The sequence below is a fragment of the Ruminococcus sp. OA3 genome, from assembly GCF_022440845.1.
Classification (GTDB): Bacteria; Bacillota; Clostridia; order Lachnospirales; family Lachnospiraceae; genus Ruminococcus_G.
The window spans coordinates 712,945-732,500 of sequence record NZ_JAKNTO010000001.1; the positions used below are offsets into that span (position 1 = coordinate 712,945).

Annotated in this window: 13 protein-coding genes; 11 read left to right on the forward strand and 2 right to left on the reverse strand. The window is 46.2% G+C overall.

The window, feature by feature from the left end:
• Positions 1-32 precede the first annotated feature (32 nt).
• Together MCG98_RS03340 and MCG98_RS03345 are read left to right on the forward strand one after the other, a co-directional pair.
• On the forward strand, positions 33-953 hold the full coding sequence (locus MCG98_RS03340; protein WP_240300420.1) for a CorA family divalent cation transporter: 921 nt from the start codon (positions 33-35) through the stop codon (positions 951-953).
• Between the two features lie 110 nt (positions 954-1,063).
• Positions 1,064-3,457: an ATP-binding protein gene (locus tag MCG98_RS03345; RefSeq protein WP_240300421.1), complete on the forward strand. Its 2,394-nt coding sequence runs from the start codon at positions 1,064-1,066 to the stop codon at positions 3,455-3,457.
• Positions 3,458-3,534: 77 nt separating this feature from the next.
• Here MCG98_RS03345 and MCG98_RS03350 read toward each other — a convergent pair whose 3' ends face one another.
• Positions 3,535-5,088: a PucR family transcriptional regulator gene (locus MCG98_RS03350; protein WP_240300422.1), complete on the reverse strand. Its 1,554-nt coding sequence runs from the start codon at positions 5,086-5,088 to the stop codon at positions 3,535-3,537.
• A gap of 39 nt (positions 5,089-5,127) precedes the next feature.
• Positions 5,128-6,183, reverse strand: a complete 1,056-nt coding sequence (locus tag MCG98_RS03355) for a uroporphyrinogen decarboxylase family protein (RefSeq protein WP_240300423.1) — start codon at positions 6,181-6,183, stop codon at positions 5,128-5,130.
• Positions 6,184-6,572: 389 nt separating this feature from the next.
• Here MCG98_RS03355 and MCG98_RS03360 point away from each other — a divergent pair, with 389 nt between their 5' ends.
• The 9 genes from MCG98_RS03360 (at position 6,573) to MCG98_RS03400 (ending at position 19,484) form a co-directional block, all read left to right on the forward strand.
• Positions 6,573-7,775 carry an MFS transporter gene (locus MCG98_RS03360; RefSeq protein WP_240300424.1) on the forward strand — a complete coding sequence of 401 codons (1,203 nt, stop codon included), beginning with the start codon at positions 6,573-6,575 and terminating at the stop codon, positions 7,773-7,775.
• A gap of 19 nt (positions 7,776-7,794) precedes the next feature.
• Positions 7,795-9,192: an SLC13 family permease gene (locus MCG98_RS03365; protein WP_240300425.1), complete on the forward strand. Its 1,398-nt coding sequence runs from the start codon at positions 7,795-7,797 to the stop codon at positions 9,190-9,192.
• 239 nt (positions 9,193-9,431) lie between these two features.
• Complete coding sequence (gene kdpA, locus MCG98_RS03370; RefSeq protein ID WP_240300426.1) at positions 9,432-11,252, forward strand: potassium-transporting ATPase subunit KdpA; 1,821 nt, start codon at positions 9,432-9,434, stop codon at positions 11,250-11,252.
• Positions 11,253-11,265: 13 nt separating this feature from the next.
• Positions 11,266-13,335 carry a potassium-transporting ATPase subunit KdpB gene (gene kdpB, locus MCG98_RS03375; RefSeq protein WP_240300427.1) on the forward strand — a complete coding sequence of 690 codons (2,070 nt, stop codon included), beginning with the start codon at positions 11,266-11,268 and terminating at the stop codon, positions 13,333-13,335.
• Positions 13,336-13,351: 16 nt separating this feature from the next.
• The gene (gene kdpC, locus MCG98_RS03380; protein ID WP_240300428.1) at positions 13,352-13,957 is read left to right on the forward strand and encodes a potassium-transporting ATPase subunit KdpC; all 606 of its coding nucleotides are present in this window, start codon (positions 13,352-13,354) and stop codon (positions 13,955-13,957) included.
• 20 nt (positions 13,958-13,977) lie between these two features.
• Positions 13,978-14,883 carry a hypothetical protein gene (locus MCG98_RS03385; RefSeq protein WP_240300429.1) on the forward strand — a complete coding sequence of 302 codons (906 nt, stop codon included), beginning with the start codon at positions 13,978-13,980 and terminating at the stop codon, positions 14,881-14,883.
• The gene (locus tag MCG98_RS03390) at positions 14,876-17,575 is read left to right on the forward strand and encodes a sensor histidine kinase KdpD (protein ID WP_240300430.1); all 2,700 of its coding nucleotides are present in this window, start codon (positions 14,876-14,878) and stop codon (positions 17,573-17,575) included. The genes MCG98_RS03385 and MCG98_RS03390 overlap by 8 nt, the downstream gene beginning before the upstream one ends.
• Positions 17,568-18,266, forward strand: coding sequence for a response regulator transcription factor (locus MCG98_RS03395; RefSeq protein WP_240300431.1), 699 nt, complete (start codon positions 17,568-17,570; stop codon positions 18,264-18,266). The genes MCG98_RS03390 and MCG98_RS03395 overlap by 8 nt, the downstream gene beginning before the upstream one ends.
• Before the next feature lie 120 nt (positions 18,267-18,386).
• Positions 18,387-19,484: a glycerol dehydrogenase gene (locus MCG98_RS03400; protein WP_240300432.1), complete on the forward strand. Its 1,098-nt coding sequence runs from the start codon at positions 18,387-18,389 to the stop codon at positions 19,482-19,484.
• Positions 19,485-19,556 lie beyond the last annotated feature (72 nt).

Below are 19,556 nucleotides of genomic sequence, written 5' to 3' on the forward strand. Positions count from 1 at the left end.
AGATGGTATCCGGCTGTTTGTGAGGTGAAATTATGCGTTATCGTCTGAACCGGCAGATTATAAAGCTGCGCCCGGAGGAGAAAACAGCCGAGGGTGAAGCTCTGATTGAAGTATTGACAAAAGAAGAATATGAACAGCAGATGACAGCCGGCCATGAAGACCGGTTGTTTTTGCAGAGTATTAATAATTTTCAGCACAGCAAGGCTGATTTTTTAAAAGACAGTATCATTGGTACGCTGGTAATTCCGGATAAAGGGGACCTGGCACACAGAGAAATCTGTTTTGCATGGCATATGAAAAAGGACAGTCTGGTGTTTGTGGATAACACTCAGACCGTGTCTGGAATTATAGAGGAAATGGAACAGGCCCAGACTGTTGAAAAACTTCATCTGGGATACTTTTTTTATGAGTTTCTTGAGTTTCTGATCCGTGATGAAACCCGTTTTCTTCAGGAGTATGAAGAAGGAATGACTAAGCTGGAAGAAGAGCTGATGCAGTATGACGGGGAGGATATCTCCAAATCTATATTAAAGATCAGAAAAGAACTTCTTCGTCTTCATTCATATTACAATCAGATGATTGATATGTGCGAGACTATGAGCGAGAATTATAATGAGATGCTTTCCAGAGATTCGTGCAGGCTGTTTCATCAGTTTTCCGGGAGGATGTCACGGATACTGGCAAATGCACAGAATCTGAGAGAGTATTCACTGCAGATACGTGAACTGTATCAGACACAGATTCAAATGCGTCAGAATAAAGTGATGCAGCTTTTGACGGTTGTCACGACGATCTTCATGCCGCTGACCCTGCTCACAGGCTGGTATGGCATGAACTTTGACAGGATGCCGGAGCTGCACTGGGAGCTTGGGTATGCAGTGGTTATCGGTATATCCGTTATTCTGGTGACTGTGGAGATCTGGTACTTTAAGAAAAAGGGCTGGTTTTTATAAAAGAAAAACTTTTTCGCTTTACTGTGGAAAAACCTTTCAATCTTCTGTATAATTATAAATATAGCTTTGTAAGAATGGCCTATGTAATCTCCAGGAAAGGGGAGGAGAAGATGCGGAATCAAAATCTGTTAAAGATATTAGACTCTCTGGATGATACAGGTGTTTATGTTATTAAGAAAGAGAATCGTACGCTACTGTATTATAATCAAACAGTGAAGAACCTCCGTCCGGATATAGTGCTGGGAATGACGTGCAGGCAGGTTTTTCCTGACGGTGATGAATACTGTCCGTGCCGGATTATTCGATACAGTGAAATAATGGGACAGATGGTGACCATCAGTGTCAGAGAAATACAGTGGGACGATGAAATCCCTGCCTGCATGATTACATTGAACCCCCATACATGGGGGAACGAGGAAAAACAGGGAATTGAACAGATAGAAAAAATGTACATGCAGAGTCTCGTGACCGTATTCGGAGAGTGTATCATTGCAAATCTGACGAAAGATTTTTATGTAAACTGCCAGAAAGATATGCTGTGGACAGATATACCGGAGAGGGGACAATTTGGTATCGAAAATAAAAACTATTCTGCGAAGACGATACACCCGGATGACTGGCAGGATTTTGATGATCATTTTTCACGTGATGCGATGCTTCGGATTTTTGGCGAAGGCAGGAGGCGAATAATAAGAAGGCTTCGGCGCTTAATGGATGATGGTGTTTATCATATGGTAGAATTCATGGCGGTCAGGATTGATCAGCTGGCGAATAATGAATGCTGGTGTGTACTGGTTTTTCGGGATATTCAAGAAGAATATCAGCAGGAAGTGGAAAAAAACACTGAGATCAGTCAGCTTGCAACAGCTGCCAGACTGGCATTTCAGATGCTGATATCTGCCAATCTGACAAAAAATACATATCATATGCTGGAGTATGATGAATTTTCAGTCAAAAAGGCTGCACCCAGCGGAAATTTTGATGAACTGATGGAAGTAGAAGTTTCGACACTGGATCCTGATTTCAGGGAAGAATTCAGAAGAAAGTTTTCCCGTGATGCACTACTGAAAGCGTTTGCTCAGGGACAAAACAGTGTTACGATGGAAATGCGCCAGCTTGGCGATGATGGGTGCTACCACTGGAATTCTACACAGGTTGTGAAAGTAGACAGTCCATATACAGACGATGTACTGGAGATTACGCTGTCAAAAAATATCGATGAGGAGCGTCAGAAGCAGGAGGAGTTTCTGGAGAAAGAGCGGAAGTCAAAACTTATGATGGAAGAAGCGCTTCAAAAGGCTGAGAGTGCAAACAGAGCGAAAAGTAATTTTCTTTCAAGGATGAGTCATGATATCCGCACACCGATGAATGCTATCATGGGCATGACAGCTCTTGCGCAAATCAATATTAATGATAAAGAGAAATTGATAGAGTATCTGGAAAAGATTGAAATTTCCAGTAACCATCTTCTGAAGCTGATCAATGAAGTGCTGGATATGAGCAGGATTGAAAGTGGTAAGATGCAGCTGGATGAGACAGAGTTTGATCTATGCGGACTGGTTCAGGAAGTTGTTTTAATGATGCAGCCTGCGATCCAGCAAAATGCACAGAAACTTATCGTGGAAATACCGGATGATTTTCATTCGCTTGTGTTGGGAGATGAACAGAGGCTTCGCCAGATACTGATCAACATTCTTGAAAATGCAGTAAAATATACGGGCTTTCGGGGGAAAATCAGGGTCCGCCTGGAAGAACTGACAAAGGATGAGGCGTATATGGGAACGTATCGATTCATCATAGAGGATAATGGGATAGGAATTAAAAAAGATTATCTGGAACATATCTTTGAGCCGTTCAGCAGGGGCGACGATACAAGAATTAATAAAATACCTGGTACAGGTCTGGGACTTACGATTGTGAAAACAATTCTGGATATGATGGAGGGGAAAATAGAGACAGAGAGCGAGTACGGAAGGGGAACCCGTTTCATCGTTACTCTGTGCATGATGAAAAAGTACGTTCTGCAGCGGACACAAAAAGAAGAAATGGTAAGACAGATTGAGAATTTCAAGGGGGTTCGTGTGCTGCTGGCAGAAGATAATGAACTGAATCAACAGATTGCACGGGAGATGCTGGAATTTCTGGGGGCCAGGGCAGATGTTGTAGAAAACGGCAGCTGCGCTGTAAACATGGTGCTGAACAATCCTCCTTTCTATTATGATCTTGTATTTATGGATGTTCAAATGCCAGTGATGAACGGTTTTGAGGCGACAGAAAAAATCCGGGCTTCAGGGAAAGAGGGAATCGGGGAACTTCCGATTATCGCTATGACGGCAGATGCATTTCCCGAAGATGTAAAAAAGACAAGGCAGGCGGGGATGAATGGGCATATGGCGAAACCGATCGAAATAGACCGCCTGAGAAAGGTATTGGAATACTGTGTTCAGTGGAAAAACAAAAATCGCCGGTCAACAGAGAACTTTTATTATGACACCAGCAAATAGAACAGAGAAGTAACGGGAATTCAGCCAGGCTGCTGCAAAGTGGATATTAAGAAATATTATCCGCTTTGCAGCTTTCATTATTCACTTGGGAAAAAGAAACCATTTTCAAGTTCGTAGTAATACATACTGATCAGTTTCGTGGAAATCATCAGATACAACCGTTCATCCGGATCATCCAGGTTCAAATGAAGCATTTCCTGAATTCGGCACAGGCGCTGATAAAAGGTATTGCGGTGAATATAAAGCAGATTGGCTGCTGTCACTGCGTTACAGTTATTTTTCACATAAGTCTCCAGAGTATTTAAAAGCTCCGTCCCATTTTTAACGTCATACCTGTGCAGTTCCACCAGCCCGGGATGACAGAGATGTCGTGGCGGCAGACGACTGGAACCAAAATGCATAAAATACTGAAGTGCATACTCGGAAAAATTGTAGCACCATATTGTGGGATTGTACAGTTTACCCATATCATAGGCACAACAGGCCTGCTGAAAATAAATTGGAGTTGTCTCAAAATTCCAATATTTAAAGCTGACACCGGCTTTCATCAGGCCATCGCGCAGCAACAGACTGATCCTCCGCTGAATATCAAAATAGGGACATTTTGACCGGTCCAGGTTCACGATTGCTACCACGCGTTCATTGTAAGGGAACACAACGCAGGCGGAGAACAGGCTTTCCAGCTTCAGACAAAAGGTACTGATATATTTGGGATTACGCTGTTCTGTCAGGCTGTGCATGGAGATACAGCAACAGGTATCCTCCATGTCCCATCCCACAGCATCCAGCTGATTTTGCAATTCGATTCTGCTCAGCCTCGTTCCCTCCAGCATGGACTGAATCACGGCGGACAGGCTGTCCGGTACGAAAGATTTCAGTGTGGAGTTCTCAAAACTCATCAACACATAGTGGTTAAGATATCCAATCACTTCTACGATGCTTATGTCAAGCGGTATATCCATCTCAAATACCACAAGGATATAATCCTTCCTGCCGTCCATGGTACAGATCAAATTATAAGGCAGACGGTCATCCCTGAGCAGGACTGCCCCCTCTATAAAATCCTCTGCCGTCTCCGTATAGACCAGATTCAGCTGATTGATAAAATCTGTGGGAAGCAGCCGCATGCCGGTAACAGGGTCCAGTTCCCAGTCCATCAGGTTCTGGGCATTTTCTGAAATATAGTGAACCCGCAGAAAGCTGTCAAATACAACAAGCGGCAACTTTACAAAACTACAGATCAGGTTACAGAGAAGGTGCGGTGCTATATCCTTTATAATACTGCTTTTCAGATTTTCATCAAAAATATCGTAGGTTTGAAAGATATGCAGCACTGCATTCAGCACGACTGGAAAACGATGATCGTCCACACAGATATAATCCACCTGCGCATTTTGAAAATAATCCTCCGGGATCTGACCCGAGATAATAAGGGAGGCATGGGATTGAAATTTCCAGCGAACAGGAAGCCGCCTTGCCTCTGCAACATAGAGAACCTGAGGTTCCGGCGCTGTACTGGTGAGCATGGCTGCGCTTCTTAAATTTGCATGGCGTTCAAAAACGGACTGTGATCCTGTAAGAGAAAACTGCTTTGCCAGCTCGTGCCGGACAATATTCATACTCAGATACACCCTGTATTCCTCCTGCCCCGTATATTTTTGACACTACAATTATTTTTCCATACCGGCCCTTTCCCGGGCATATTTCTTTGAACTGTATTCAAAGATTTCAGTGGTAACAGCCGTATACACCATAGGAGTCAGTGCCTTAAATGCCAGGATCAGTCCCCCGCCTTCCCCCAGCGTATCGATTACCTGACGCACATAGCCCCGCACTTCTTCCTCTGTAATCTCGGGGTTCTGAAGTACATAGGGATCCAAAGTAAACTGAATTGCCAGATTATTTCCGTATTTTTGCTTTACTGTCTTCAGATCATTCATACCCTGTGCTTCCCAGAAATGAAACCCCAGTTCTACCATATAAGGTACCAGAGTTTCTGTTTTTCCACAGCTGTGGCAGTCCCAGTACAGTCCCAGCTCATGAACCTTATCAGCGATTCTCTTCATGGGTGGTAGAAGCAGTTTTTCAAAAACAGACGGTGCCATAAAAGTACTGATCTGGGTTCCCCAGTCATCAGAATTAATCAGCAGGTCAAAGGGAGCCCACTCTCGGACAAGTTTCTCCAGAAGAGCAATTTTATAATCGGCCACTGCTTCAAAGAACTCTGCCGCATCCTCCGGTTCCTCCAGAAGCCAGCTCAAGGCTTCTTCAGCCGTACACAGGGAGAGCAGCCGTTCAAACAGGCCATCCTGCATCACATAACCGGTAATCTTATGGGGATCTGTTTTGGTCCTGGCCTCCTGTGACCCCACAGTGAAATCCATCTGATTCAGATCTGGAAATCTTAGTTTCTCTCTCCACTGGGAAGGTTTTTCCATTATGAATGTATCGGGTGTCACCATCTGGCCGCCTACCTGATCCACATATGTCCAACTTACCCCGAACCAGTCTTTTCCATCTGTGCCAAAAGCAGGGCGGTCGAGGTCATGGGGACAGAAGGTCATATCGTTATCAATGTCCTTCATAGGAACCCAATAGGGAAGCTTATGTTCCATACAGAGCTTATAGTTTTCCTTTTGGGAAATGGGATATGGAAACTCGTGCAGCGCACATGGCTGAGGTACCATTCGAGATTCGATGATAAAATTTTTTTTTCTGTTAGTCATAAGTATTCCTCGCTTTCTGTCATGATAGATATAATGACAGGCATTACGCTTGCGGCATAAACCCGAGGTGTTTCTAGTTTTATTTAAGCACGGCGGCTTTAAAATGTCAAACCATCGGCTGTCGCTGAGTTTCTGTTTTGCGCAGAAAATACGGTTGATTCCGTGTACAGCCTGTACATAAAAAACGATTCCGTTATAAATTATAATAGGTATACTTCCTTCTTTTTCGGAATCTGAATGTACACTCTGCACATGTTCAGAAAAAAATAAGTCACATTGTGAATATTTCATAATTTTAGACGCTATTATATAATGTTTTTAGGTAATATAGCTTGCGGCGTTGCCTGAATACGTTTATTTCACAAAAGTATTTAAAGGGGGAAAATACTATGACGAATGATACTGTTTCAACAAAAAGAAAATTAAATCCATATGTTTACATTGTAATCATGGTTCTGTTCTTTATGTGCTATGGCAACTGCCAGTATAAGATCAGCCCGGTACTTACCTATCTGATGGAAGGAATGGGAATTGGCACAGACAAGGGCGGACTGCTCACTTCCTCGGTTAATCTTCTGGGTATCTTCATTACTATTCCGCTGGGTGTTGTAATGAATAAGCTCGGTCCCAGAAAGATGGGGCTTTTCGGAATTACTCTTGTTCTCGGAGGTTCCGTACTGGGGACGTTCTTCACGGCAAACTTTTATATGATGCTGATCTCTCAGCTGATCGTAGGGGCTGGCGGTGCGGGGATTTCCATTGCATGTCCCTATGTGATCGCCTGCCTGTTTGTTCCGGAAATGCGGGGAAAGGCAAACGGGGCCTACATTATGGCGGGCACCCTTTCACAACTGCTGATGTATAATCTTGTTCCCCGTATTGCAAGCCCCGATAATGTCTCTCCGGCATGGTGGTTCACCAATATCTGGTGTGTTATCATGCTGATCGTATGGCTGATCACCATCACAGACGATGTTGCACCGCCGGCAAGAACTGAGGGTAAGGACAGTCCGTCTCTGGGACAGACATTGAAGGCTCTGGTGGACCCAAGAATTCTCCGGATTTTTATCGGCGGGATGTTTATGATGGCATCTGCTGTTGCAGTCCTCACCATGACTCCCGCATATCTGATACAGACAAAGGGAATGGATGCAGCAGCAGCAGGGTCCCTTGTCTCGGTCTGCGCGCTGGTAGGTGCGGTCTGTTCACTGCTGGGCGGCTGGCTCTCCGATGCATTACACACCCGCAAATGGCTCTTTGTGATCTGCTTCGCATGGATGGCTGTCTCAAGAGTTTTAATCGCAGTTCTTCCTGCCGGTATGGCACTGAATATCTGTATCTGGCTGCAGGGTATTCCGTCCATCACAATGGGACTGTTTTATACGGCGGGAAGTGACGTGATTGAAAAGGAAAATTATGCGATGTGCTGCTCTGCGCTGAACACCGGCACTAAGATCGGTTCTTTCTTCGGTGCCACCATATTCGGCATTATCGCTGCCACTACACTCGGATATTCGGGAGCCTACATGACGTTTGCAGTCGTTTCCATTATTCCAATGATCTGTATGCTCACATTAAAAGGACTGAAATAGAGTCGGTAGGAGAAAATTCATGGAAGAATTAACTGCAAAAAGAAAATACGGACTTATCCTTGCAGTGTTGATTCTGATTGTTATGTTTTTCGTCCCGGTACCGGCAGGTCTGACACCCGCCGGTACCCGGACGCTGGGATGTACGCTGGCGCTTCTCATTTGTCTGAGTACAGGTGCGCTTCCACTGGGACTGACTTCATTGATTTTTATGATGCTGTACTTTGTCCTGGGTGCGGCTCCTTCCCTGACGTCAGCCATCAGCGGAATGGCTGCACCACCGGTAATGTTTATTCTGGCATCGTTTGGCATGTCAGCAGCAGTATCGAATTCTCCCATTTCCAGGCGGATTCTGTATTTTATGATGAAGATTTTCGGCAAATCCATTAAAACCACACTGCTGGGACTGATGTTTGCCACGGCAGTTGTATCAGCCTTTATCTCAAACGTACCGGTTACCGCAATGTTTGTAACAATCGGAATCTCATTTCTGCAGTTGTACGCGAATGAAACAGAGAGAAAGCAGACGGGAAGAACCTATATGATTGCAATCCCCGTGGCTGCCATGATAGGCGGCATTATGACACCCGTAGGTTCTTCACCCAATCTGGTAGCAATCTCCACGCTCAAGACCATGGCTGGTTACAGTATCTCCTTTGTGGAATGGGCTTCTTACGGTGTGCCTGTTGGACTGATTCTGATTCCCGCCGCATGGCTGATTATCACAAGGGTGTTTCCGCCGGCCGAGATGGAACAGGAGCTTTTTGAAGAATTTATCGAGTCCACCCGTGTAACAAAAAAGCCGAATCGCCAGGAGGCAAAAATAATAGTGATTATGGGCAGCATGATTGTCCTGTGGATACTTTCATCATGGATCAGCGCAATCAATCTCTATGTGGTGGCCGTTTTGGGAGTGGCGATTATGTTTCTCCCGGGGGTTCGAATACTGGATTGGGAGGAATTTAAAAAAAGCACAAACTGGGATGTAGTATTTGTGACGGCGTCCGTTATCTCACTGGGAAATATTATCAGCGAAAACGGGCTCAGCACATGGTTTGTTAATACCATATTCCCGTCCAATCTGGCGCTTCCTGCTTTTGTAATGGTTTTTGTCACTGCAGTTTTTGTTATCCTGATGCTGCTTGTCATCCCGATTTCCGGGGCGTTGATACAGGTTCTGGCGGGGCCGCTGATCGTAGTGGCGATGAACTGCGGGATTCATCCGGTTATCTTAATTATTACACTGTGTTTCTGTGCCACAAACTGTTATCTGCTGCCGATTGACACTGTGCCGCTTCTCGCTTACAGCAGCGGATACTTCCAGATGACTGATATGCCGAAAGCTACAGCACCGATCCTGCTGATTCTGGCACTGCTGTGTGCGCTGTGGTGTCCTCTGATATATAGTTTTCTAATGTGACTGATCAGTCATTCATACACATCAATCTTTCTGCCGGCGGGTTTTACCTGCCGGCAGTTTTTCTTTATACTTTCTTAATACTGCTGCGAAAATTCCTAACACCATTTTTAATCCTACAGGCGTATACTTCGACACATAAAGGAGGGATACGATATGCAAATCATCATAGCGGCGATAGGAATTATCGCAGTGGCACTTTTAATTTATTACGTAGTGATTCTAATGAGAGGTGACAATCAATGACAGGAACAGTGTTACAGTATATTTTATATCTTGTCATTCTGGTTGTACTTGCCATACCGCTCGGCGGATACATAGGCAAGGTTATGAATGGCGAAAAAACATTCTTATCAAAATTTTTAAATCCCTGTGAACGTGGCATTTACAGGCTCATGAAGGTGAAGGCAGATGAACAGATGAGCTGGAAAAAGTATGCGGTCTGTGCACTTTTATTTTCCGGTGTTGGACTTATATTTCTGTTTCTGCTGCAGATGCTGCAGGGATTCCTGCCCGGCAACCCGCAGGGACTAAACGGGGTGCCCTGGGATCTATCCTTTAATACCGCGGTCAGTTTTGTAACAAATACAAACTGGCAGGCATACAGCGGTGAAAGCACTTTGAGCTATCTCACACAGGCACTGGGACTGACTGTACAGAACTTTGTATCGGCGGCCACCGGTATTGCCGTACTGTTTGCCATGATTCGGGGATTTACGAAGGTAAAGGAAAAGGGACTTGGAAGTTTCTGGGTGGATCTGACAAGAACCGTTGTTCATATTCTGATTCCGCTTAACCTGATCGTTGCTGTCTGCCTTGTCGGAGGAGGTGTTGTTCAAAATTTAAAACCGGCTGAGACTGTTCAGCTGGTCGAGCCTATTGCAGTGGATGCAGAAGGTGAGATTATAGAAGGAGCAGACATCGATGAAGAGGCAGAAACAGTTATGCTGGATGGCGCGCTTGTGCCTGATGCTGAAATTATAACAGAACAGATCGTACCGCTTGGACCTGCAGCAAGCCAGGTTGCCATCAAACAGACCGGTACAAACGGGGGAGGATTTTACGGTGTAAACTCTGCGCATCCACTGGAAAATCCAAATGCGTTTACGAACTTACTTGAGATGATATCACTGCTTTTGATACCGGCAGCACTGTGCTTTACGTTTGGCAGAAATGTGAAAAACAAAAAACAGGGAATTGCAATTTTTGCATCCATGTTTATCTGCCTGGTTATAGCGCTGAGTATCGTGGCTGTAAATGAGCAGATGGCAACACCGCAGCTTACACAGGATGGGGCGGTGATGACGGGTGTGACGGATGGCCAGGCAGGAGGAAATATGGAAGGCAAGGAGACGCGGTTTGGCATCGCAACTTCATCCACCTGGGCGACATTCACGACAGCAGCTTCCAACGGGTCAGTGAACTCCATGCATGACAGCTACACACCCATAGGAGGAATGATACCGATGCTGCTGATGCAGCTGGGAGAAGTAATCTTCGGAGGAACGGGGTGCGGACTGTACGGTATGCTGGCATTCGCTATTCTGACAGTATTTATCGCGGGATTGATGGTTGGCCGTACGCCGGAATTTCTGGGCAAGAAGATTGAACCTTATGAAATGAAATGGGCGGTTCTGGTCTGCCTGGCAACACCAATCGCCATTCTGGTGGGAAGCGGCGTCGCGGCAGCAGTCCCTGAAGTGGCTGACAGTCTGAACAATCCGGGAGCACATGGATTCTCTGAGCTGCTCTACACCTATTCATCAGCGGGCGGTAACAATGGATCTGCATTTGCAGGATTCGGAGCCAATACGGTATTTCTAAATGTTACAATTGGCCTGGTTATGCTGTTTGTAAGATTTATTCCACTGATTGGCACACTGGCGATCGCCGGAAGTCTGGCAGGCAAAAAGAAAATTGCGGTGACGGCAGGAACGCTGTCGACTACGAATGCAATGTTTGTGTTTCTGCTGATTATCATTGTACTTCTGGTAGGTGCGCTCAGCTTCTTCCCCGCACTGGCGCTGGGGCCAATCGCTGAGTTCGTCAGCAGTGTAATTTAGGAGGGAATGAAAGATGACTGAAAAATCAAAGACGGCTCTTGCAGATAAAAAAATGATAGCGAGAGCGATAAAAGATTCATTTATCAAATTAAAACCAAAAACACAGGCACAAAATCCCGTCATGCTGCTGGTATATATATCAGCAGTACTGACAACTGTTCTGTGGATCATATCCTTGTTCGGGATCCAGGACGCTTCGTCAGGATTTACACTGGCAATTGCAGTCATTCTCTGGCTTACCGTACTGTTTGCCAATTTTGCAGAAGCAATCGCTGAGGGGAGGGGAAAAGCTCAGGCAGACTCCCTGCGTGCGGCAAAACGTGATGTGACGGCGTATAAGATACTAAGCCCCGGAGAAAAGGACCGTATCACGGAGGTTCCGTCGGTTTCTCTGAAAAAAGGGGATATTGTAATCGTAAAGGCAGGACAGCAGATTCCTGCAGACGGCGAGGTTATCGAAGGTGCAGCTTCTGTTGATGAGAGTGCCATTACCGGTGAGTCTGCCCCGGTCATCCGTGAAAGCGGCGGAGACCGGAGTGCAGTGACAGGAGGAACAACGGTTCTTTCTGACTGGATCGTGGTGGAAGTGACGAGTGAGGCAGGAGAGAGCTTTCTGGATAAAATGATTGCCATGGTTGAGGGGGCTTCAAGAAAGAAAACGCCAAATGAGATGGCTCTTCAGATTTTTCTGGTGGCGTTGTCCATTATTTTCATTCTGGTTACACTTTCTCTGTATACGTTCTCTATGTTTTCTGCTGACCAGGCGGGAATATCGAACCCGACATCTGTTACCACATTAGTGGCATTGCTGGTATGCCTTGCACCTACTACAATCGGTGCGCTCCTGTCAGCGATCGGAATTGCGGGTATGAGCCGGCTGAATCAGGCCAATGTGCTGGCAATGAGCGGCCGTGCGATTGAGGCGGCAGGTGATGTTGACATTCTGATGCTGGATAAGACAGGAACCATCACACTGGGAAACCGGCAGGCACATGAGTTCATCCCGGTAGACGGATGTTCCGACAGGGAGCTGGCAGATGCCGCACAGATCGCCTCGCTGGCAGATGAAACACCGGAGGGAAGAAGCGTCGTGATTCTGGCAAAGGAGCAGTTTGGCATTCGGGGACGCAGTCTGCATGATAAGAGCATGACTTTTGTTCCCTTCTCTGCCAGGACCAGGATGAGCGGTGTGGATTTTGATGGCAATGAGATCCGCAAAGGTGCAGCAGATGCTGTCAAAGCTTATGTTGAAGCTGCTAAAGGAACCTACAGCAGTCAGTGCGACGAAGTTGTTAAGAAGATTTCCAATCAGGGAGGAACTCCGCTGGTAGTTGCCAAAAATCACAGGATTATGGGAGTCATCCATCTGAAAGATATTATCAAACAGGGGGTCTCGGAAAAATTTGCGGATCTCAGGAAAATGGGAATCAAGACGATTATGATTACTGGTGACAATCCGCTGACTGCAGCCGCAATTGCAGCCGAAGCGGGGGTGGATGATTTTCTGGCAGAAGCAACACCTGAAGGAAAGCTGGAAATGATCCGGGACCTTCAGAAAAAAGGTCATCTGGTCGCCATGACAGGAGACGGAACGAATGACGCTCCTGCACTGGCTCAGGCTGATGTGGCGGTGGCGATGAATTCAGGCACGCAGGCAGCAAAAGAAGCCGGCAACATGGTCGATCTGGATTCATCACCTACGAAGCTTATAGATATTGTCAGAATAGGTAAACAGCTGCTGATGACGAGGGGAAGTCTGACAACATTCTCCATAGCCAACGATGTGGCAAAATATTTTGCAATCATACCGGCACTGTTTGTCGGATTATATCCGGGACTCTCAGCACTCAATATTATGGGACTGAACTCTCCGCAGAGTGCAATTTTATCGGCGATTATTTATAATGCGCTGATCATTGTGGCATTGATTCCACTGGCATTAAAAGGAGTTAAATACCGTGAAGTGTCAGCGGGCAGGCTGCTTGGCAGAAATCTGCTGGTGTACGGAGTCGGCGGTTTAATCGCGCCGTTTATCTTTATCAAGCTGATCGATATGATTCTTGTGATGTTTGGACTGGTATAAGAAGGAGAGAGGATTTATGAAGACATTAAAATCAAGTCTGCCTCGTGCAGCTGTCTGTGTATTGATATTTACAATACTCTGCGGTGTGGTCTACACAGGAATTGTGACCGGAATCGCACAGATATTTTTTCATGATAATGCAAATGGCAGTATCATCGAAGTTGACGGAAAAAAATACGGAAGCGAGCTGCTGGGGCAGCAGTATACGGATGACAGCCATATGTGGGGACGTATTATGAGCGTTGATGTATCCACATTTACGGATGCGGACGGAAATCATCTGATGTATTCGGCTCCCTCAAACTTAAGTCCGGCAGGAGAAGAATTTCAGGCGCTTGTAGCCGAGAGAGTCGACAAACTGCGGGCAGCCAATCCTGCAAATGCTGATGAGCCCATCCCTGTTGACCTTGTAACGAATTCTGGCAGCGGGCTCGATCCTCATATTTCACCGGACGCAGCCGAATATCAGGTGGCGAGAATCGCAGACAGCCGTGATATGGCTGAGGATGAGGTCAGGGAAATTATAGAAAGCTGTACAAAGGGCAAAGTACTGGGCGTATTTGGCGAAAAGACAGTCAATGTCCTGAAAGTTAATCTGATGCTCGACGGAATTCTGAAATAAAGTAATCCAGGAGGAACCTTATGCATAAAAAACATACGGCATGGACACAAAGCCGGAAGATGCCCGGGATTAACCCGGGCATAAAACCGGAAACTGAACTTTTTAATATGATCTACGCGATCGGTTCAGAAATGGGCACAAATCCTCAGATCTTTTTGTCTGGAAAGGATACTCTCTGGGTGTATTATGAATTCACCTGTTACAGCTCCGAGCTATTTTTTGATGAGTATGGTGCTTCCATGGCGTTGGTATCGGAAAAGTATCCTGTTTCTGTTTATGGGACTGTGAACGAATCAGAAAGCGGAGAGCTTATTGCCAGAATGTCGCAGTATAAAGCGGAAATGGAGTGGATAAAAAAAGATATATCTTCAGGAGATTTTGATGAAATGCTGAATATTTGTGTTAAAATTAAAACACCTGCAGAAGATATACAAAAGGAATTTTATCGGATTTTATGTGATATGGATTATAGAAATGAGCTGCTTGCCGTGCGGCGCACTTATTTTTTGGAGCATGTATTTGCTGATTACCCACAATATAATCAGGACACGTATTTCCGGTACATCCCTATGGCGGGGGACTGGAAGAGAACATCGTGTACAGCGTCACTGACTGTTTCACAGAAAAAAGAATTGTGGATGCTGTTTCTGCAGGAACGGTACAGTCCGATCGAGTTTGATGAGGTATGGAAGTTGATGGAAGATGAACAGAGACTGACGATGTTTTCCTGGGAAATGGCGTTGAGGCTTGCTTTAGATCAGCTGGGAGTCCGAATTTTATACGATGAAAAAAACGGTTTTGCTGTGATAAACGGAGAAAACAAAAGAATGTACTATAACTATGACAGTGACAGTACCGCTGAGCGTTTATTTTTAAAACTGCTGTTCCCCAGGCCTTATATAAAGAAAGGAGGCCCAAATGGATGATATAAGAGCAAACCCTGATCTGCTGCTTAAAAAAATTGAAGAGGAAACTCAGGACAGGAACCGGGGACACTTACGAATTTTCTTTGGCTATGCTGCCGGTGTGGGGAAAACGTATGCGATGCTGAAGGCTGCTCATGCAGAAAAACGTCGTGGTGTGGATGTCATTGTCGGATATGTGGAACCACATACCAGACCTCAGACCATGCAGCTTCTAAAGGGGCTGGAATGTCTGCAAAACCAGGAAATTGAACATAAGGGCATCAGGCTGAAAGAATTGGATCTGGATGCTGCAATAGAGAGGAAACCGCAGCTGATTCTGGTGGATGAGCTGGCGCATACGAATGCGGAAGGCTGCCGTCATCTGAAACGGTATCAGGATGTGGAAGAACTGCTGAATAACGGAATTGATGTCTATACCACAGTCAATGTCCAGCATATCGAGAGCCTGAATGACATTGTGGCATCCATAACCGGTGTACTGGTCAGGGAAAGGATTCCGGATCACGTATTCGACCGGGCAGATCAGGTATCTCTGGTTGATATTGAACCGGAAGAACTGATCGAGCGTCTGAATGAGGGCAAAATTTATAAAGAACACCAGGCGCGCAGGGCGCTGGGGAATTTTTTTACGACGGAGAATCTGGTGGCGCTGAGGGAAATAGCGCTCCGAAGAACAGCTGACCGCATTAACCGGATATCGGATAAAATCAAGCAGTCACAGAGCAGCGATTACTATACGGATGAGCACATCATGGTGTGTCTGTCCTCGTCACCTACGAATGCCAGGCTGATACGAACAGCAGCCAGAATGGCAAATGCCTTTAAAGGAAATTTTACGGCGCTGTTTGTGGAAACCCCCGATTTTTCCAGAATGGAGGGTGAGAATAAAGAACGGCTGAGGAAAAACATGAAGCTGGCGCAGCAGCTGGGAGCTCATATTGAGACGACATATGGGGACAATATTGCTTTGCAGATTTCAGAATTTGCAAGGCTTTCTGGCGTTTCCAAGGTAGTAGTGGGAAGGTCCAGCGCCAGAAGAAGAAGCATTTTTGGGCGTCAGTCCCTGACAGAACAGCTGATCACATATTCCCCCAATCTTGACGTATATATCATTCCGGATAAGAATACGCCAGCTTACAAAGCCGCACATATACTGAAGGGGGACGGGCGGGGCAACCTGCTGCCCGACCTGTTAAAGACTCTCGCTATGCTTGCCGGGGCTACAGCCATAGGAACTGTGTTTTATGAGTGTGGATTCAGCGAAGCTAATATTATCACCATTTATATCCTGTGTGTGCTGGTCACCTCTGTAATCACATCCCGGAGGATTTTCAGTCTGATACTTTCAGTATTCTGTGTGTTTGTATTTAACTTTTTCTTTACTGTGCCGCGCTTTACGTTTCAGGCGTACGACAGCGGATATCCGGTTACGTTTGTGGTGATGTTTATCGCCGCGTTTATCACAAGTTCTCTTGCAGTCAAGATCAAGCGCCAGGCGTTCCAGGCTGCACAGTCGGCTTACAGGACCCGGATCCTGCTTGAGACTAATCAGATGCTGGCACAGGCAGAGCAGGTATCAGATATTATATCCGTGACAGCACAGCAACTGGTGAAACTTTTGAAGCGGAATCTTGTATTTTACCGTGCTGAGGATGGAACACTGGCTAAACCTCAGGTCTTTATGGCCGACGGTGAGCAGACGGAAAAAGGTATTTATACAACAGACAATGAACAGGCGGTGGCAGCATGGGTATTTAAAAACAACAAACATGCGGGTGCCGGTACAAATACGCTGGGAAGTGCCGTCTGTATGTACCTGGCAGTCCGCATCACCGATAAGGTATACGGCGTCGTAGGAATCGCGGTACATAACCGGCCGCTGGATTCTTTTGAGAACAGTGTGATACTGTCAATCCTGGGAGAATGTGCACTGGCGCTTGAGAAAGACATGGCTATAAAAGACCGTCAGGAAGCTGCAGCTCTTGCCAGAAATGAACAGCTGAGGGCCAATCTGCTTCGTTCCATTTCACATGACCTGCGAACTCCGCTGACTTCCATTTCCGGAAATGCCGGAATTTTACTGGCCAGTGAGGAGCATCTGGATATGGGACAGCGCAGACAGCTCTATTCTGATATCTATGATGATTCCCTGTGGCTTATCAATCTGGTGGAGAATCTGCTTTCGGTTACCAGGATTGAAGACGGGACCATGCATCTGAATCTGACCACAGAATTACTCGATGAAGTGGTGACAGAGGCGATGCATCATATCAACCGGCGCAGTGTGGAGCATGAAATTATAGTAACACAGTCAGAAGACTTTATCCTGGTTAAAATAGATGCACGGCTCATTATGCAGGTGATAATGAATATCGTGGACAATGCAGTCAAATATACGCCGTCAGGATCACAGATCGATGTAAGAACACGCAGAGAGGGAAGCTGGGCGGTGATTGAAATATCTGATAACGGCGATGGAATATCGGATGAGGCAAAACAGAGAATATTCGATATGTTTTATACGGCAAATGTAAAGGTGGCGGACAGCAGACGGAGCATGGGTCTGGGACTTGCGCTCTGTAAGTCTATTATAAACGCCCACGGCGGAGAAATTTCTGTATGTGATAACAATCCAAAGGGTGCGCTGTTTCGGTTTACACTGCCGGCAGAGGAGGTAACGTTACATGAATAAACCAATGGTTCTTGTAGTAGAAGATGATGCGGCAGTTCGGAACCTGATAACAACCACACTGGGGACACAGGACTATAAATATCACACCGCGGCAACAGGCGAGGCCGCAATTGTGGAAGCGGTTTCTCATAAGCCGGATGTGGTTCTGCTGGATCTGGGGCTTCCTGATATGGATGGGGTGGAGATCATAAAGAAGATCCGATCCTGGTCAAATATGCCGATCATTGTTATCAGCGCACGGAGTGAGGATATGGACAAAATTTACGCACTGGATGCCGGCGCAGATGATTATCTGACAAAACCCTTTTCCGTGGAAGAACTGCTGGCGAGACTCAGGGTGACTTTTCGAAGGCTGAATTATGTGCAGGGACAGACGGCGGAGGAAGCTTCCGTTTTTCATAATGGCAGTCTGACGGTTGACTACGCTTCCGGATGTGCGTATATGGATGATTTGGAGCTGCATCTGACACCTATCGAATACAGGCTTCTGTGCCTGCTGTGTAAAAATGTGGGCAAAGTACTGACCCATGCCTATATCACGAGAGAAATCTGGGGAAGTGCCTGGGAAAATGATGTTGCCTCGCTCCGTGTTCACATGGCCACACTGCGCAAAAAGATTGAAAAAGATCCGACAATCCCACAGTATATTCAGACACATGTCGGAGTGGGATACCGGATGCTGCGCGTCTGAAGAATCCATCCGGATTATATGCGGGCTTTGCAGAGAGTTAATTGACAAATCAGCGTGTGAGTGGCATAATGTTAAAATAATAACAGGTAAACCAGTTGAATTATTATGGAGGTAGAGATTATGGCACAGATTATTGCAAGTCCAAGCAGATATATTCAGGGCAAGGGTGAGATCAGAAATTTATGTTCTTTTGCTCAAAACTATGGGAAAAAACTTTGTATCCTGGTCAGCTCATCGGGGAAAAAACGTGTGGAGGCAGCGATCACGGAAGGTCAGAAGGATACTGAAATTGAGATTGTGTTTGAAATATTTAACGGTGAATGCTGTATGACAGAGATCAACCGGATCATAGAAATTGTAAAGGCAGCCGGCTGTGATATGATCGCAGGCGTCGGCGGCGGTAAGATTCATGATACGGCAAAAGCAGTCGGCTTTTATGCGGGTATTCCTGTGGTTATCGTGCCGACGATTGCCTCTACCGATGCACCGTGCAGCGCCCTTTCCGTTATCTATTCAGTGGATGGAGTTTTTGAAAAATATCTGTTTCTGCCGTCCAGCCCGGATATTGTGCTGGTTGACACGGATATTGTGAGCAGGGCACCTGCAAGACTGTTGATCTCCGGTATGGGGGATGCGCTTGCCACATACTTCGAGGCGAGAGCCTGCAGGCAGTCAGATGCGGTAAACTGTGTAGGCGGAAAGAGCACGCTAGCAGCGCTGGCGCTGGCTCGGCTTTGTTATGACACGCTGATGGAGAATGGAGTAAGTGCAGCGATCGCGGCGGAGGAGAAGGTGTGTACCAAGGCTGTGGAAAATGTGATTGAGGCCAATACGTATCTGTCCGGAATCGGATTTGAGAGCGGGGGGCTTGCCGGGGCACATGCAATCCACAATGGGCTGACGGTGATTAAAGAGACACATGGGTTGTATCATGGAGAGAAAGTGGCATTCGGTACACTGGTTCAGCTTGTGCTTGAGAATGCTGACATGGAGGAGATAGAAGAGGTACTGGAATTCTGCCAGGCTGTAGGACTTCCCACCACGCTTGAAGAGCTTGGAATCACGGAAGTTAAATCTGAGGAAATCATGGAAGTTGCCAGGCTTGCCGCAGCAGAGGGTGATACCCTCTGTAATATGCCTTTTGAGGTTACTCCCGAAGATGTATATGCCGCGATCATGGCGGCGGATGCACTTGGAAGATGTTTTACAGAGGAATAAACGATTGATTCCACATGGTTTTTTACCTTAGGCATTTCTATTGTTCTGGATGTGATTCCTGATGCTGTCAGG

Bases quoted from the DNA above. Each gene is read 5' to 3' on its own strand.
- MCG98_RS03340 (WP_240300420.1), top strand. From the start codon at position 33: ATGCGTTATCGTCTGAACCGGCAGATTATAAAGCTGCGCCCGGAGGAG.
- MCG98_RS03345 (WP_240300421.1), top strand. From the start codon at position 1,064: ATGCGGAATCAAAATCTGTTAAAGATATTAGACTCTCTGGATGATACA.
- MCG98_RS03355 (WP_240300423.1), bottom strand. From the start codon at position 6,183: ATGACTAACAGAAAAAAAAATTTTATCATCGAATCTCGAATGGTACCT.
- MCG98_RS03360 (WP_240300424.1), top strand. From the start codon at position 6,573: ATGACGAATGATACTGTTTCAACAAAAAGAAAATTAAATCCATATGTT.
- MCG98_RS03365 (WP_240300425.1), top strand. From the start codon at position 7,795: ATGGAAGAATTAACTGCAAAAAGAAAATACGGACTTATCCTTGCAGTG.
- kdpA (WP_240300426.1), top strand. From the start codon at position 9,432: ATGACAGGAACAGTGTTACAGTATATTTTATATCTTGTCATTCTGGTT.
- kdpB (WP_240300427.1), top strand. From the start codon at position 11,266: ATGACTGAAAAATCAAAGACGGCTCTTGCAGATAAAAAAATGATAGCG.
- kdpC (WP_240300428.1), top strand. From the start codon at position 13,352: ATGAAGACATTAAAATCAAGTCTGCCTCGTGCAGCTGTCTGTGTATTG.
- MCG98_RS03385 (WP_240300429.1), top strand. From the start codon at position 13,978: ATGCATAAAAAACATACGGCATGGACACAAAGCCGGAAGATGCCCGGG.
- MCG98_RS03390 (WP_240300430.1), top strand. From the start codon at position 14,876: ATGGATGATATAAGAGCAAACCCTGATCTGCTGCTTAAAAAAATTGAA.
- MCG98_RS03395 (WP_240300431.1), top strand. From the start codon at position 17,568: ATGAATAAACCAATGGTTCTTGTAGTAGAAGATGATGCGGCAGTTCGG.
- MCG98_RS03400 (WP_240300432.1), top strand. From the start codon at position 18,387: ATGGCACAGATTATTGCAAGTCCAAGCAGATATATTCAGGGCAAGGGT.